This window comes from Thermogladius calderae 1633 (assembly GCF_000264495.1).
Classification (GTDB): Archaea; Thermoproteota; Thermoprotei_A; order Sulfolobales; family Desulfurococcaceae; genus Thermogladius; species Thermogladius calderae.
The window spans coordinates 459,279-474,735 of record NC_017954.1; the positions used below are offsets into that span (position 1 = coordinate 459,279).

The window sequence follows — 15,457 nt, forward strand, 5'->3', positions numbered from 1 at the left end:
GGGTAAAATTAACCTACGGGGTGAATTTATATACTTTTCCCTCCAACCTAGATACATACCCCGCTGTCCCAAATACTTACGTACAATAGGAGGGGCTGGACGTATATACGCAAAACTCGAACAGTGCTCAAGCTACTAGGAGTCGTGTGAGCGTAGGGGCGGCGGGGCCTCGACGCAGAGCACACGCCCTCTCGTCCCGCTAAGCGTTTAGCCTCCGCGGGGTCACGGGGTGATGGTCTTGCCCAGCCTCTCGCGTATCCTCCTCTCGAGTTCCTCGGCCCACCAGGGTTGCTTCGAGTCCTGGACGACCCTCCCCCTATCGTACGGCTTGATGTCGAGGACGGGCGTCCCGTCGAACAAGTCGAGGTTCTCCACGTGTATCCTGTTTCCCTCGATACCCCTGACCCTCAGGATGGAGAGGGCGATCGGGTTGGGCCTGTGGGGGCTGTCGGTCGCGAAAACCCCTACCTCGGGGAGGTCTTCTATGTTTACCCCCAATCGGCACAGCCTCCTGTGCTTGACTCTGAGAACCCTCCTGTCATCTTCGCTCGTCTTGTGGAGGAAGGCTATCACGATTACGTGGGAGAACCCCTCGAGGTTGAGGAGGCCCTCCGAGTACTCGGGTAAGACCTCGATGAAACCCGGTACACCATCCACGCTGTTCTTGACCTCCTCGTCCTTGAAGCCGTGCCTAACAAACCCTATGGGTCTAAGGCATATCTCCGTACAAGACACCCAGAGGTGTGTAAGGCATAGGTGGAATATATCCCTCAGCCCTTGATCAGCTCCTTAAGGTAACACTCCCATTAGTCTAAGACCGTGTAAAGGAGGCCTTGAGTACGAGGCGATCAATCGTAACTGTTAAAACGAAAGTGTCGAACGGTTAAGACTCGACATTACGAAGTCTAAGAGCAGCATGGGTATTACGGGATACGCCGGATCATGGTGTTGGAGGTATCGTAGAACCTATGTCAATACTTGTCGGACCGACGCGATCGACTCTACTCGGTCACACCGGACAATGTTTAGACACTGAAAAGTATGACGATTACGATGACTATTAACTCAATAAAGCATAATGGTACACATGAAGGTTTAACTTCCCTAAATACACAGAGTAGCCGCTTACCGGTGTTACCGGGTTCGGGGGATCAAGGCCTAAACCACTCGCTACACCTATGTCAACTATACCCCCGTCTAGATGGGGCGGGTACGAGGGGTACTACTTCTCTAGTCTTATTATAGTGTATTTCATGCCATAACGCATTAATGGTGTAAAGTGAAATCAACTTGAAGTCCATGAGACTGGCTTGAGATTATAAACCGTGTATTTCGGGTACTTGGGTAATCTACCCTTATACACAATACTTTTGTCTACCATGATCTACCCTAACCCGAAGGATCTTTTACGACCCCGCTTACAGTGTTTCCCCGTCCTCGACGCGGGGGAGGCCTGGTTAACTACCCTCCAGTCAAGTTAACCGGGGATTAACTTCCACGGCTCGATCAGAAGATCCTGTATCGATCAGCCGTCAACACCCCTTTTTCTCCGTTAACTGTCCTAGACCCGGTATCCTGTTGCCCATGGGACGTCGGGGTGTGAGTTAGCCCTGTCTAACGCAAGGGCAATTTCCCGTCTCCAACACTCCACTATTACAGGTGGTCGGGTTGATAAACGAGGAGGCCTTGATAAGCGAGGGCATACTAGAGGCGGCGAGGCTAATGGCGGTAGCGGCTAAGACGGCTCCGAAGGCTAGGGGGGTCGATAACGTCGTCACGGCTCTCGTGACGGACAGAGGCGAGATCGAGAGGCTGGCCTCGAAGATGGAGGAGCTGGCGCCAGTCTACGGGGAGTTCTTCAGGAGGGACGCAGAGTCTGTCAGGGCGAGCAAGGCCGTGTTCTTGGTCGGCTGCAGGCTACTCAAGCTGGGGCTCGAGACGCCCAAGAGGTGGGGCTTAGACGCCGACTTGGTGAACTGCCTCGTGAACCTCGGTATAGCCATCGGCTCGGCGGTCAAGACAGCCCAGATCCTGAACGTCGACAACAGGGTCATGTTCTCGGTGGGCGTCGCGGCGCAGGAGCTCGGCTTAATACAGGCAGACGTGGTCTACGGGATACCCCTCTCTGCGACCTCGAAGAACATATACTTCGACAGGAAGTGGCCTCGTTGAACGAACCCTCAAGTTTTTGTAGACCACACAAGCCGCACCCGCCGTGTCAACTACGTTAACCATTGGTAACGGGCGGGCCCCCTCGAGCGGGCGCGAAGCCCCGGGTTTTGTACACCTACGAGAATAACGCGGGGTAGGCTGTTGTCTAATCCCGGCAACAGAAGTCATAGTCGTAGAAGGAATACCCGTGGTCCTTTCGGTTGCCCTAGAGTGGTGTTTGTCCCGCGTACAGGTGTAGCACCAGGTTACCTGGAAGCAAACCCAGCTGTAAACGTTTACGTGGGCGGTAGCCAGAGCAACAGCACCCCGCCTACAACACGGTAGGCGCCTCGAGCGTGGCTGACGTTGCGTAGTCTCGCTCGCGCGGAGGCTTTTTGTCGGGGTCCTCCCAAGTAAGAACTTTCGGGGTGCACGCCCCTTCCTCGAGGGCCCAGACCTTGTTGAGAGGTGAATAGCTTGGCCGTCGGCGGCGTGGAGGGCGGTTTGGTGCTTGAACGACTCAGCCAGAGTCCGGGAGACTCCCACGGAAATGTGTGGTCCTCGTGGGTTCTAAGAATGTGTATTTTTATGCGTTCTCCAACATAGGCCGTTACCCGGGGCGGTTTCAATGGACAACGTTAAGAAGGGTCTAATAGTGTCTCTCGTGATCCTCGTGTTGTCGTTCGCCGGCATGTACCTCATCAGGGTGCCGTACGAGGGGGTGGGTAAGAGCATCATTGACGCGTGGTGTAGTGCGAGAGGAGGCTGCTCGGACCCTTCGCTGATAAACTCCTCGAGGAGCATAGTGGAGCAGGGCGCTAGCCTGGGCTTCTTCCTCGTCGTGATAGCCCTCACAGTGATCTCGATGGAATACAGGTACTACGCGGCCCTCCTCGGCGTCTCCGCGATAGTCTTCCTAGGGGTTGTCTCCCCGCAACTGGTATTAGGAGGTGTCGAGTGGGGGCTGATCCTCTTCCTAATCGGGAGCATGACCCTCGCCTACGTCCTGAGGTCGCTGAGGGTCTTCGAGTACCTCGCCATAAGAGTGCTGGAGGCCAGCCGCGGCAACCCTGTACTGCTCGTGGCCTACCTGTCCGTCCTCTCCTGGTTCCTCTCGCTCGCCGTAGGCGAAGTAGCGAGTATCACGTACGTGCTCATGCTGGTCTTCGACATCTACAAGCTCACAGGCTACGACGTGAGGCCTCTGGTCATACTGTCAGTACTAGCCACCAACACGGGTAGCGTCGCCCTGCCCGTGGGGAACCCCATAGGGCTATACTTGGCCTTCACAGCGAACCTCAGTATAACGTCCTTCATAGTCAAGGCCTTACCCCTGTCCCTCCTAAACCTAGCGCTCCTAGTAGTGGTGTTCTCCGCGCTCGCGAGAGGCTACCTCTCGGGTTTCGGCGAGAGGTTGAGCAGGGACATGATAGACAAGATAGCGGTGCGCTTCTACACCTCGCTGTCCCCCGACGAGATCAGCAGGGTTAAGGGGGGCCTGGTAATACTAATAGCCTTCCTGACCCTCGTCGGGGTAAACGACCAGCTGTCGAGGGCAATAAGCCTCCTAGGAGGCATTAACGTAGACCCCCACGCCCTATTGGCCTTCACACCCTACCCGCTGATAATGGTGTCGACCCCCCTTATCGGCGCCTCGAGAATGGGCGAGGTGCTCGAGAAGGGCGTCGAGTGGCCCTCTATAATATTCTTCATCTCGCTCTTCATGCTAGGCTACTCTCTGTTCTGGTCTGGCGTGGCCTCCAAGCTGGCTTACCTGACAGTCCTGCTAAGCTCTTTGACAGGCGCGGTGTCCTTCCCGCTCCTGTACACCATCATGCTGGTTCTCTCGGCGGGCCTAAGCAGCGTCTTGGACAACTTGTCTGTCATAGTGGCCCTGACACCCGTCGCGCAGACGCTGGTCTCGATCGGGGGCTCAGCTGCGGCGTTCTGGGCCCTACTATACGGCGGCGTGTTCGGCGGGAACTACACGCCGATAGGTAGCTCGGCGAACATAATAGCCGTGGGCCTGAGCGAGAAGAACAAGATGGAGATAGGGTGGGGCGAGTGGCTGAAGATGGCCCTGGTCGCTACGACCATCGAGGTAGTGGTCGCCATTGCTTGGACTCTCACAGTGGCTAGCATGTAGGAGCCGCCTATGCCCGTGAGGGCCCTCGTACTACCCAGCAGGGTCTGGGTCGAAGTACCCAGAGACTCCATAACGCTGGCAGAGCTCGTGAGAACCATAGTAGAGCGCGGTTTCAGCGGAAACCTCATAGTCTTGGTAAACGACAGAATCGCGGACGAGCCGTGGACTCTTATAAGGGCCGGGGATAGAGTTGTAGTTATAGAGGAAGCGCCGGGTGGCTGACGGTGAAGGTGAAGGTCGTCTTCACCGGGAGAGCGAGCGAGATGTCCGGCGTCTTCGCGATGGAAGTCGAGCTACCGGAGGGTGCTACCCTAGACGAGCTGGTGAAAACAGTGTCCAGTAAGCTCAACCCGAGGATATACAAGAGGTACTCTCAAGGACACTTCGTCTTCGTGACCTTCGTAAACGACAGGCCTGTTCTCAGCCCCGACTACAGGCTCCGGGACGGCGACAGGGTCACGTTCATGACGCCCGAGATGGGTGGTTGAGCCTCACTGGCACCTCTCGAACATTCTTGGGTCTGGCTTGAACTCGATAACCTCGAAAGACGGCTGGAGACCGTTGTAGACGAGCAGCTTGTTGACCAGAAGGTTACCCATACCTAGGATTATCTTGGCGGTCTCCAGGGCCTCTATTAGACCTATGATCCCCGGCGTTGTGGGGAATACCTGGAGAGTGGACTCTTCCCTGGTTTCGTCGCTAATCGGGAACAGGGCCCTAAGACAGGGTGTCACCCCGGGGAGGACGACTGTCACCTGTCCGTAGAAGCCCCTAACGCCCCCGTGGACGAGGGGCTTTCTCTTAGACCAGGCGACCTTGTCAAGGACGAACCTAGCAGGCCAGTTGTCGAACGCGTCGACGTAGACGTCCACGTCTATGCTCGACAAGAGGCTCTCGGAGACCTCGGCGTATATGGGCTGGACGTTCGTGTTCGGGTTCAGCTTCTTAAGTTTCTCTGCGGCGGCGAGCGGCTTGGGCTTGCCCAGGTCGTCTATTGAGTACAGCACCTGCCTCTGGAGGTTGCTGACCTCGACCACCTCTCTGTCCAGTACGTAGAGGTTCCCCACACCCATGGCTGCCAGGTAGATCGATACGGCTGAGCCTAGGCCGCCTAGACCGGCGACGAGGACCCTGGCCTTCTTCAGCTTCAGCTGCCCCTCTTCTCCTATCAGCTCGAGTTGCCTGCTGTAGAGCTCTCTCTCGAACTCGCTCAATTCCACTCTCTCAGCCACCGGACTTCACCACGTAGACGATTACCTCGTCCCCGTCGCTCAGCTCGTCGTCTTCTGTCAGTATGACGCCATTCCGGAGCACGACCACCTCCTCTCCCACTAGGCCTACTTTGGCCAGTAGCTCCCTCACGCTGGAGACGTTCTCGACAACACGCTCTCCCTCCCCTGTTATCCTCACACGTATTCCCATCGCTGTGCTCACTCCGCCTCCACGGGTTCGACGTAGTATGGTATTAGACCATCGTGGAAATCCCTAATAACCTTGCGAGCAGCCTCCTCGACGAGGGGGTCCCCACTCTTCTTGTAGAACCAGCCGTGCTTGGTCGCTATAGCCCTTAGGATCTCGTCGGGGTCCACGGAGTCGAGGCCATAGGCCTTCTTGAAAGCGTCGGGCCTTTTATCGATAACCCTCTTGATCAGCATGTGGGCGACCCCCACCGGGTCCTCGATGTGCTCCACTGGCGTCCCCCTGATAACCCTCTCCAGCGGGTCTCCTTCTATGGGGATCACGCCAGGGGTGTCGACCATAAGGATGTCCTTGTCTACCCTAACGAACTGGACGCCCTTGGTGTAGCCTGGGGAACCAGGGTAGGGGCTTGTGGGGGCAGAGCGCCTCCCCTTCAAGGCGTTGATTATAGACGACTTCCCGGTCTTCGGGAACCCGACTACGGCCACGACCGTCGGGAGTCTCGGGGCTACGCGCTTTATAGTCCTTCTAAGTATGAGCGTGCCCTGGTGTCTAGTGGTCGACACGTAGACCGCGTTGTAGCCCCTGCCAGCGAAGTACCTCTTCCACGCCTCGGCTACATCCCTTGGTACTAGGTCGGCCTTGTTCAAGACGAGGACCAGTTCCTTCCCCTGGCGGCGTACTATGCTCTCGACCCGCGCGCTCAGCGTGGAGAGCGGGTCTCTGGCGTCGAGCACGTGCAGGACTACGTCCGCCGAGTCGATCACCCGCCTGACCTCGCTCCAGGACATCAACCGGAAGAACCTAGGCCTCCGGCTCACGCTCCAGCACCCTTTCGAGCTCCTCTATGAAGCTGGGGTCTACAACACTGAGCCAGTCGACGTACCCGGCTGGGGCAGCCCCTTCTCTGACCTTGCGTAGGAGCTCGTCGACGACCTCTTCTGGGGTCTTGCCAGTGACGTCTACCTCGACAACCTTCCCGGTACCGAACCTGGCCACGACGTTTGTCAAAACTACGGATAAGACCTCTGCCATCACGTTCTCGGCTACCTTCTTATCGTTCCACCCCCGTTTCCTCAACCTGGTGATCAGTACCCTGGGATCCAGCCTGAGGACTACCACCAAGTCCACTACCTTGCTGTCCAAGACCTCGGGGTAGTGCGTCGAGATCACAGTCCCACTACTGCTCTCACACAGCTCTCTCACTCTAGCCGAGACCCTTTCCTCGCTGATAACGTAGCTGTTAGTCTCGGGGTCGTAGTAGTCGTAGAGCCCCTCTCTCACTACTAGCTCGCTCAAGTCGACGTGGGTGCCTCCGATCCGCTCTGCCAGTAGTCTCGAGACTGTCGACTTGCCTACTCCAGGTGTACCGGCTACGACCAGGCACTTGAAACCCGGCATGCTTCAACCAACGTGTAGGGATGGAAATAGCCCGCTAAAAACAGGAGTGGCTACCTCTTCACCAGCTCGAGGATACCCTCGTAGGTCTTCTTGTAGATCTCCGTCGACTCCAGCTTGCGCCTGTCCCTGATGTACTTCCTAGTGACGATGCCCTCGGGCAAACCGTACTTCTTGCTGTACTCGACCAGGCTAATACTGTTCTCCTTGTGTATCTTCTCCCTGTAGATGTCCTCGAAGATGTTGAACGCGCAGAACGGTATCAGTCTACCGTCTGGCACAGCGTAGTGGATGTTACACCTCTGGACCCTCTGAATGTCGTAGTTGTATAGGTCCATGAAGTGCATCTGCCCCAGGAACAAGAGCTTGTAGTGGAGTTCACCCAGGGCCTCGTAGCTCCTCTTCACGATGATGTTGAACAGCAACTTGTAGAGGTCGAAGCCCTCGGGGGCCTTCTCCTGGTGTATGAACTTCCGGATAGTGTAGAGCAGCCTCATCCCGGTCAAGATCCTGCTCGAGCCCTCCACTAAGTCCCTCCACTTCTCCTCGAGGTACTCGACGAGCCCTTCCACGTCCACGAACTCGGTTATGGGCACGAGTCTGGTGGCGTCACCCCTCCTCTCGACGTAGACGTAGGTCCCCACCCCGCAGGCTGGGTGATTGCTCATCTCGAACTTGAACTCCCCGCTGAAGCCCTCTACAAACCTGGAGAACACGGCGCTGACGTTGATCGGGAACCACGCCTCTCTCGGGACCTCCCCCTCGGTCTGCTCCTCTATCAGCTTGACTATGTCGCCTATGGTGACCCTGTACTTCTCCCTCTCGTGCCTCTTCATAAGCCCTGTTATGCTCACCGGTTGGAAGTTCACGGACCTCACGATGTCTATGTGCTTGGCGGCGAACCTTACCATCGCCCCGAGCTCGTGGGTGTTCACGTTGTTGATCACCGTGGGCACCAGTACGACGCTCGTCATACCCGCTTTCCTGAAGACCTCGAAGATGTACGGGATCTCCCAGTGGTTCTTCCAGTTCGTGACGGGCGATACGCCGTCGAAGCTCAGGTAGACCGTGTTCACGCCCGCAGCCCTCAGCTCTCGGGCGTACTCGACAGCTTTAGCGGGCTCCTCCCAGTACAGCTCAGCGAACTTGATCCCGTTTGTGTTGAGCTGTATATGCCTTACGCCCTCGCTCCTCAACATCCTGACTATCTCGACGAGGTCCTCCCTAAGGGTCGGCTCACCGCCTGTCAGCTGGACGGCGACCGTCACGCCCTGCTTCTTGATCGCTCTCACCATCTCCCTTATCTGGTCTATAGACGGCTCGTACACGAAGCCCGAGGCCTCCGCAAAGAAGAAGCAGTACCAGCAACTCAGGTTACACCTGTTAGTCAAAACGATGTTCACTAGGGCTGAGTGCTGCTTGTGCATCGGGCAGAGACCACAGTTGAACGGGCAGGGCCCCCTCAACTGGGTGTAGACGTGTCTCGTCCCTCTCCCGTCTTCCTCCCACTTAGCGATCCTCTTGTACGTAGTAGCGTCACCGTAGTATATCTCCTCGATCTCCCCGTGTTCAGGGCACACTCTCCGTATGTAGATCTTTCCATTTCTCTCGACTAGTACGGCTGGTAAAACTCTGTAGCAGTAGGGGCAAACACTCATGGTCGTGGATACGAGCTCCTCGCCCTGCCTCAACCGGGGGATAACGTAGGAGATCTCCCCGACCCTTTTGCCGACTGTTATGGTCACAATACCACCGTTGTCTTAGGTTCACCTAATAACCGAGGGCGAATATAAGCGTTTACAGGCTCATGAAAACAAGTGAGAGGCATGACAGATATAAACATACAGGTCGTTTTCGAGTCCAGTATCGGCGAGCCGTTCACGCGGGTTTTCAGCGGAAGGATCACAAGCAGGTCTGGGACGCTGGTTTTCGAACTGGGCGATCTCGCCCTCAAATCGAAGCAGAGTATTAGAGTGGAGTACGAGAACAGCGTGGCAGGCTACTACAAATTAATGGCGAGCGGTTGGCTTAGGATCGGGCCTTTTGAGGTTCCAATCCCTTGCCTTATAGCTGTGGGAGAGCCCTGTTACAGAGTCCAGGTCTTGATCCCGGGGCTAGACGAAGAGCTCTATGTAGAACCAGGCGTCTACGGCTCCACCCTCGTTGTGAGTTGGGATTTAGCAGAGGGCTCCGGCTCCCACAAGCTCACCGTGAGAGTCCGCGGTAGAGAAGGCTCTCCCGGTAAAGTTTATAACAGAACATAGAGTAGGAGGAGAACTGAGGGCCCGTAGCTCAGCTTGGTAGAGCGGCGGGCTTTTAACCCGTAGGTCCCGGGTTCAAATCCCGGCGGGCCCGCTCACGGCCCCAGGCGACGAGTCCTCAAGGGTATAAGACTTTTAACCCTTGTTGCCAAGTATCAATATACTTGATAGCCGGGTCGTCTAGCGGCCAAGGATGCGGGGCTCTGGGTCGCCAGGGATTTCCCTGGCGAGGGGAGCCCCCGTGACCGGGGTTCGAATCCCCGCCCGGCTACTCTGCTCCTACACTCAACCTGTGGTATAGGAGTCTTGTTAACGCGGACGCTAAGTTGTGCGCTATCCTAAGGGGCTCGGGGATAGGGCTGTAGACCATAGCGGCTCTGACCAACACGGCGGCCTCGTAGAAGTCCACCCCTACCGGGAGTATCCTTATGGTTCTCCAGGGCGTCTCCAGGGGTTTCATGGACTCGTACGCTCTTAGGAAAGTCTTGAGCCTCTCGTGCCCGTCGGGGAAGTGCCTGGTCAAGGCCTCGACGACGCCTTGTAGGTCAACGTCGCCGTACTGCACCACTACGACGGGTTGCCCCGTGGACTCGTACACTCTCCACGGGTCTACGATGTCGAAGCCGCTGTACGTCACCCCGTCCAGTAGTAGTAGCCCGCCCCCTAGTCTCTTTCCTAGCTCTATCACCGCGTCTTCGCTACGTCCCGCGTCTACCAGGACGGGCTTGAACCCCGCAGCAGTAGGCTTCAAGTTCTCGTCTGTCTTAACCCCGAGTACGATCGTGTAGCCCCTCCTCGACTTGAACCCGACGGGGAAGTACCCGTCGTCGAAGGCAACGTAGTTCATTTAACATCCTTCAACAGGTCGTCGACGGTCTTCACTAGATCGGACCTGACTCTAATAACCTTGGTGACCCCGTGCCTCCCTCTACTCGCAACAGTCGCGTTCACGAGCCCGAGCATGTCCAGCTGGCTTATTATCTCGCTAACCCTCCTCTGAGTCAGCGGTTCTAGGCCCAGCTCCTTGGCGATTTCGGCGTACTTCAAGTAGACCTCGCCCGTGGTTGCGCTCCCTTTCAGCTTGGCGACCTCGATTATTGCCTTCAGCACTATCTTCTGGTGGAGGGGGAGGGACATCACACTCTGCTGGACTCTCCCCTCCTCTATCTCGACATTGGCCCTCTTCACGTGGTCAACCGTGACCTTCGGCGAGCCCTCCCTCTCCGCGATCTCGCCCGCTACTCTGAGCAGGTCGAGCGCTCTCCTCGCGTCTCCGTGCTCTCGGGCGGCTAGTGCGGCGCAGAAGGATATCACGCCGTCGTCCACGACACCCGGGTAGAAGGCCATCTCCGCTCTCTGCTTCAGGATGTCGAAAAGCTGCTCTGCGTTGTAGGGCGGGAAGACGATCTCGACCTCTCCTAGGCTAGACCTCACCCGGGGGTCTAGGCTCTCGACGAAGTTTATGTCGTTGGTAATACCCACGAGGGCTACACGGGAGCTCTTTAGCTCCTCGTTGATCCTCACGAGCTTGTAGAGCAGGTCGTCTCCCTCTCTCTTCACGTAGTAGTCTACCTCGTCGAGGACTATGATGTGAACACCGCCCCAGTTCTCGAGTGCGTTGATGTACCTCCTGTAGACCTCGCTGATCGCTAGGCCTGTCGGGGGGATCTTCAGCCCTATACTAGAGGCTATCTGGGCCACAACCCTGTACGTCGTGTCGAGTTTCCTGGTGTTGACGTAGGCCTGCTCCAGCTTCACGTTGAGCGAGTTGGCCTTCTCGACAAGCCTCTTGACGACGTACCTGGCCACAGCAGTCTTGCCGGTGCCCGTGAGACCGTAGAGAAGTGCGTTGCTAGGTCTTTCGCCTCTTAAGGCGACGATCAGTATCTCCGCTAGGCGCCGGATCTCGTTCTCTCTGTGAGGCAGGACTTCCGGCACGTACTCGGGGTGGAGTATCTCCCTGTTCTTGAAGATCCTCGTAGAGGGTGCTTTCAGGTTCTTGACTAGCTCGTCGATGATGTCCAAGGACATACAGGGACACAACCTCTTCTTCAACTGGGAATAGGGGGCTCTTCCTATTTAACGGAGAGGGTTGAATTGCCCCCTCACGCGTGAACGCTTTTAAGACGTCTGGAGTGTATAGTATCAACTAGCGGGCCGGTAGCTCAGCCTGGAAGAGCGCTCGGTTGGCATCCGAGAGGTCCCGGGTTCAAATCCCGGCCGGTCCATTCCCAACCTCTACTTTTCTATCGGCAGCGTCGTAGCTGACGATAAATTTAATAGACTTTTATCAATTGGGGTATTCAGGTGTGCTAGCTAGGATTATATCATGTTTATAACCGGTGTTGATTATGGGCGAGGAGGAGAGTATAAACATCTTAGAACACGTTCTAGTCCCTAAGCACGAGGTTCTGTCTCCCGAGGAGGCGCTCGAGGTCCTAAAGAAACTGGGTGTAAGCCCGAAGAACCTTCCCTGGATATCTGTTGACGACCCTGCGGCTAAGGCCGTAGGAGCCAGGCCCGGCGACATTATCAGGGTAGTGAGGAAGTCTCCCACAGCCGGGGTTGCGATCGCTTACAGGTACGTAGTAGTGGACGTGAGCAAGAAAGAGGCGAGTATGGAGTGACGTACAAGCCCTCCATCGAGGACTTGTGGACTCTAATGAAGGCTTTTTTCGAAGAGAAGGGTCTTGTGCGCCAGCACCTGGACAGTTACAACAGGTTTGTCCGCGAACTACTCCCTGAGATAATGAGGGAGTACCGGGAGATCCCGATAACGGCCGACCTCAAGCTGGTGATAAAAGACTACAAGATCGGGAAGCCGGTTTGGAAGAATATCGAGGGGGTCGAGAGCGAAGTAACCCCCATGGAGTGCAGGCTCAGGAACCTGACCTACGCTGCCCCGGTGACGGCGAAGGTCGCCCTAGTAGACAGGGAGGGCTCTCACAAGGAGCAGGATATAAAGCTCATGGACCTCCCGGTCATGTTGAAGTCCGAGCTAGACCCGCTAAGCAAGCTGTCCAAGGAGGAGCTTAAGCAGGTCGGCGAGGACCCCGACGATCCCGGCGGTTACTTCATAATAAACGGCGCCGAGAAGGTCTTGATAGCCCAGGAGGACCTGGCGAGCAACAACATAATCGTAGACATATCCCCGGAGGGCTCGTCGACAACACATGTAGCGAAGGTCGTCAGCACTGCCAAGGGTAGGAGAAGCCAGCTAGTGATAGAGAGGAGGAAGGACGGAGTCTTCTACGCGAACTTCCAAGGGAGGAAGATACCGGCTCCAATATTGATGATAGCCCTAGGGCTGGCTACGGAGTACGAGCTGATGAACGCGGTGTCCTTTGACCCGGACGTCCAGATCCAGCTCCTACCATCCATAAGCGAAGTCCAGTCGGTTCTGCCGAGGCTCGAAATCCCGCCGGGGGTCTCCGAAGAGGAGATCCGTAGACTAGAAGAAGAGTACAGGAAGAAAGTAGTCGAGGAGGCCCTCGACTTCATAGGTGCGAGGATGGCCGTCGGCAGGCCTAGAGAAGAGAGGGTCAGGAGAGCGGAGAGGGCACTAGACGAGTACCTCCTACCTCACATTGGCACAGACCCGAGCCCCTCGACGAGGCTGAAAAAAGCCCTGTTCATAGGGCAGATGATAAACAAAATAATCGAGGTCTACCTTGGCAGGAGACAACCCGACGACAAGGACCACTACAGGAACAAGAGGCTCAAGCTCGCGGGAGACCTCCTCGCAACGCTTCTCAGGCACGCAATCGTCGTGTCGTTTATCAGGGAAGTGAAGACTAGCATCGAGAAGACCTACAGCAAGTACAGGAAAGTAGACCTAAAGATGGTTATCAAGCCCAACATAATAACCGACAGGATCTCCCACGCGATGGCCACAGGTAACTGGCCTGGAGGCAGGACTGGCGTCAGCCAGATACTAGACAGGACAAACATGCTGAGCACTCTCAGCCACCTCCGTAGAGTCGTCTCGCCGCTAGCTCGCGCGCAACCCCACTTCGAGGCTAGAGAGCTTCACTTCACTTCTTGGGGTAGGATGTGCCCCTTCGAGACCCCCGAGGGCGCGAACATAGGTCTCGTCAAGAACCTCGCCCTGATGGCTCACATTAGTGTGGGCTTCGACGAGAAGGAGGTCGAGCAGACGCTCGTTAAACTAGGCGTGAAAACCCTGCCTCAGATACTGGACGAGCTCAAGGAGAGTATTAAGAGAGGAGAGGCCTACTCTGGCACAGCGGAGTACAGTTCCTGGAGCAAGGTCTACCTGAACGGCAGGCTGATAGGGCTCTACCCGGACGGCGGTGAGCTCGCGAGGAAGATTAGGGAGCTACGCAGGCAGGGCAAGATCTCGTCGGAGGTCAACGTGGCCTACTTTAGAACAGAGTACCTCAACGAGGTCTATGTCAACTGCGACGCCGGGCGTATCAGGAGGCCTCTTCTCGTGGTAGAGAACGGCGAGCTAAAGCTCAAACCCGAGCACATAAAGCAGCTTAAGAACGGGAATTTGAAATTCGAGGACCTGGTCAAGAGGGGTGTTATAGAGTACTTAGACCCCGACGAGGAAGAGAACGCGTACATAGCCCTAAACCCCGACGAGTTGTCTATTGAACACACGCACCTCGAGATATGGGTTCCGAGCATCCTCGGCATAGTGGCCTCTATTATACCGTACCCAGAACACAACCAGAGCCCGAGGAACATATACGAGGCTGCCATGGGTAAGCAGAGCCTCGGCTTGTACGCTGCGAACTTCCAGAGGAGGATGGACTCTAGAGGGCACTTCCTCCACTACCCCCAGAAGCCTCTAGCCCAGACTAAGCCGCTCGAGGTAATCGGTTACAACGAGAAGCCTGCTGGGCAGAACATGGTGGTGGCCGTGTTGACTTACACGGGCTACAACATCGAGGACGCGGTCATAATGAACAAGAGTAGTATTGAGAGGGGTCTAGGCCGTAGCACCTTCTTCCGTGTTTACTCGACGGTCGAGTACAAGTACCCCGGTGGACAGGAGGACAAGATATCCGTCCCGCCGAGCGACATAAGGGGCTACAAGGGCCCGAGGGCCTACGAGAAGCTAGACGAGGACGGTATCGTAGCCCCGGAGACATACGTTGTAGGCGGCGACGTCCTGATCGGGAAGGTCAGCCCTTCAAGGTTCATGATCACGCAGGAGCTGACTGGTAGCGAGCAGGTCAAGCAGGACACAAGTGTCGTGATGAGGCACGAGGAGAAGGGTATAGTGGACGTCGTCATGATAACCACTGACAGCGACGGTAACAAGCTCGTCAAGGTGAGGGTGAGGGACCTCAGGATACCTGAACTAGGAGACAAGTTCGCCTCGAGGCACGGCCAGAAGGGGGTAGTAGGCCTCATCATCCCGCAGTACGACATGCCCTTCACCGAGGACGGGATTACACCAGACCTCATAATCAACCCCCACGCGTTCCCTAGCAGGATGACTGTGGGGCAGCTGATCGAGAGCATAGCGGGTAAGGTGGCCGCACTAGAGGGTAGGCTTGTCGACGGTACACCCTTCTTCAAAGAGGACCCGGAGAAGCTGATGGTCGTACTGAAGAGGCACGGCTACCCGGAGACAGGTGAAGAGGCCATGTACGACGGTAGGACTGGCGAGCTGATGAGAGCCCCTGTTTTCATAGGCATAGTCTACTACCAGAAACTACACCACATGGTCAGCGACAAGATCCACGCTAGGGCTAGGGGCCCGGTGCAGATCCTGACCCGGCAGCCCACTGAGGGCAGGGCTAGAGCAGGCGGGCTTAGATGGGGTGAGATGGAGGTAGACTGCTTGGTAGGCCACGGCGCGGCCTCGCTACTGAAGGAGACGATGATAGACAGAAGCGACAAGGCGGTGATATACGTGTGCGAGTTGTGTGGCCACATAGGTTACTACGACAGGATCAGGGACAGGTACGTGTGCCCCGTCCACAAGGAGAAAGGGGTTCTAAAACCCGTTGAGGTATCGTACAGCTTCAAGTTGCTCATACAGGAGCTCATGAGTATGGCCATCATGCCCCGTCTAAAGCTGGAGGACGTTAGGGAGGCTTGAGAT

The 15,457-nt window shown here is 56.4% G+C and carries 15 protein-coding genes and 3 tRNA genes; 10 read left to right on the forward strand and 8 right to left on the reverse strand.

Annotated features, from left to right (window positions below):
* Positions 1–222: 222 nt before the first annotated feature.
* Positions 223–735 (reverse strand): tRNA (N6-threonylcarbamoyladenosine(37)-N6)-methyltransferase TrmO, encoded by a 513-nt coding sequence (gene tsaA, locus TCELL_RS02620; protein ID WP_014737177.1) that lies wholly within the window; start codon positions 733–735, stop codon positions 223–225.
* 924 nt (positions 736–1,659) lie between these two features.
* On the opposite strand from tsaA, the gene TCELL_RS02625 reads away from it, so the two are divergent.
* From TCELL_RS02625 to TCELL_RS02640, 4 genes are all read left to right on the forward strand, one after another.
* Positions 1,660–2,172 carry a ferredoxin domain-containing protein gene (locus tag TCELL_RS02625; protein ID WP_014737178.1) on the forward strand — a complete coding sequence of 171 codons (513 nt, stop codon included), beginning with the start codon at positions 1,660–1,662 and terminating at the stop codon, positions 2,170–2,172.
* Positions 2,173–2,779: 607 nt separating this feature from the next.
* Positions 2,780–4,297: an ArsB/NhaD family transporter gene (locus TCELL_RS02630; RefSeq protein ID WP_014737180.1), complete on the forward strand. Its 1,518-nt coding sequence runs from the start codon at positions 2,780–2,782 to the stop codon at positions 4,295–4,297.
* Positions 4,298–4,306: 9 nt separating this feature from the next.
* The gene (locus TCELL_RS02635) at positions 4,307–4,519 is read left to right on the forward strand and encodes a MoaD/ThiS family protein (RefSeq protein ID WP_014737181.1); all 213 of its coding nucleotides are present in this window, start codon (positions 4,307–4,309) and stop codon (positions 4,517–4,519) included.
* A 2-nt stretch (positions 4,520–4,521) separates the two neighbouring features.
* Entirely contained in the window at positions 4,522–4,785 is a 264-nt protein-coding gene (locus TCELL_RS02640; protein ID WP_014737182.1) for a MoaD/ThiS family protein, read from the forward strand.
* Between the two features lie 3 nt (positions 4,786–4,788).
* Here TCELL_RS02640 and TCELL_RS02645 read toward each other — a convergent pair whose 3' ends face one another.
* The 5 genes from TCELL_RS02645 to tes are packed head-to-tail and all read right to left on the reverse strand — an operon-like array spanning position 4,789 to position 8,859.
* Positions 4,789–5,529 carry a HesA/MoeB/ThiF family protein gene (locus TCELL_RS02645; protein ID WP_014737183.1) on the reverse strand — a complete coding sequence of 247 codons (741 nt, stop codon included), beginning with the start codon at positions 5,527–5,529 and terminating at the stop codon, positions 4,789–4,791.
* A complete protein-coding gene (locus TCELL_RS02650; protein WP_238529036.1) occupies positions 5,522–5,731 on the reverse strand; it encodes a MoaD/ThiS family protein in 210 nt (69 codons plus the stop codon). The genes TCELL_RS02645 and TCELL_RS02650 overlap by 8 nt, the downstream gene beginning before the upstream one ends.
* Positions 5,728–6,507: a GTPase gene (locus TCELL_RS02655; protein WP_014737185.1), complete on the reverse strand. Its 780-nt coding sequence runs from the start codon at positions 6,505–6,507 to the stop codon at positions 5,728–5,730. Before TCELL_RS02655 ends, TCELL_RS02650 begins: the two co-directional genes overlap by 4 nt.
* Before the next feature lie 13 nt (positions 6,508–6,520).
* On the reverse strand, positions 6,521–7,117 hold the full coding sequence (locus TCELL_RS02660) for an adenylate kinase family protein (protein ID WP_014737186.1): 597 nt from the start codon (positions 7,115–7,117) through the stop codon (positions 6,521–6,523).
* Between the two features lie 50 nt (positions 7,118–7,167).
* The gene (tes, locus tag TCELL_RS02665) at positions 7,168–8,859 is read right to left on the reverse strand and encodes a tetraether lipid synthase Tes (RefSeq protein ID WP_014737187.1); all 1,692 of its coding nucleotides are present in this window, start codon (positions 8,857–8,859) and stop codon (positions 7,168–7,170) included.
* Positions 8,860–8,931: 72 nt separating this feature from the next.
* On the opposite strand from tes, the gene TCELL_RS02670 reads away from it, so the two are divergent.
* The 3 genes from TCELL_RS02670 to TCELL_RS02680 all read left to right on the forward strand — a co-directional run bounded on the left by TCELL_RS02670 (position 8,932) and on the right by TCELL_RS02680 (position 9,646).
* The gene (locus TCELL_RS02670) at positions 8,932–9,378 is read left to right on the forward strand and encodes a hypothetical protein (RefSeq protein ID WP_238529037.1); all 447 of its coding nucleotides are present in this window, start codon (positions 8,932–8,934) and stop codon (positions 9,376–9,378) included.
* A 17-nt stretch (positions 9,379–9,395) separates the two neighbouring features.
* Positions 9,396–9,469, forward strand: a tRNA-Lys gene (locus TCELL_RS02675).
* A 75-nt stretch (positions 9,470–9,544) separates the two neighbouring features.
* A tRNA-Gln gene (locus TCELL_RS02680) sits at positions 9,545–9,646 on the forward strand.
* Here the strand turns inward: TCELL_RS02680 and TCELL_RS02685 are convergent.
* Together TCELL_RS02685 and TCELL_RS02690 are read right to left on the reverse strand one after the other, a co-directional pair.
* The gene (locus TCELL_RS02685; protein WP_014737189.1) at positions 9,644–10,222 is read right to left on the reverse strand and encodes an endonuclease dU; all 579 of its coding nucleotides are present in this window, start codon (positions 10,220–10,222) and stop codon (positions 9,644–9,646) included. The two genes, TCELL_RS02680 and TCELL_RS02685, sit on opposite strands and share 3 nt — an antisense overlap.
* Positions 10,219–11,406, reverse strand: a complete 1,188-nt coding sequence (locus tag TCELL_RS02690) for a Cdc6/Cdc18 family protein (RefSeq protein WP_014737190.1) — start codon at positions 11,404–11,406, stop codon at positions 10,219–10,221. The genes TCELL_RS02685 and TCELL_RS02690 overlap by 4 nt, the downstream gene beginning before the upstream one ends.
* 123 nt (positions 11,407–11,529) lie before the next feature.
* Here TCELL_RS02690 and TCELL_RS02695 point away from each other — a divergent pair.
* From TCELL_RS02695 to TCELL_RS02705, 3 genes are all read left to right on the forward strand, one after another.
* Positions 11,530–11,603, forward strand: a tRNA-Ala gene (locus TCELL_RS02695).
* Between the two features lie 123 nt (positions 11,604–11,726).
* Positions 11,727–12,002 carry a DNA-directed RNA polymerase subunit H gene (locus TCELL_RS02700; RefSeq protein ID WP_014737191.1) on the forward strand — a complete coding sequence of 92 codons (276 nt, stop codon included), beginning with the start codon at positions 11,727–11,729 and terminating at the stop codon, positions 12,000–12,002.
* A gap of 35 nt (positions 12,003–12,037) precedes the next feature.
* A complete protein-coding gene (locus tag TCELL_RS02705) occupies positions 12,038–15,454 on the forward strand; it encodes a DNA-directed RNA polymerase subunit B (RefSeq protein ID WP_048163614.1) in 3,417 nt (1,138 codons plus the stop codon).
* Positions 15,455–15,457: the final 3 nt, after the last annotated feature.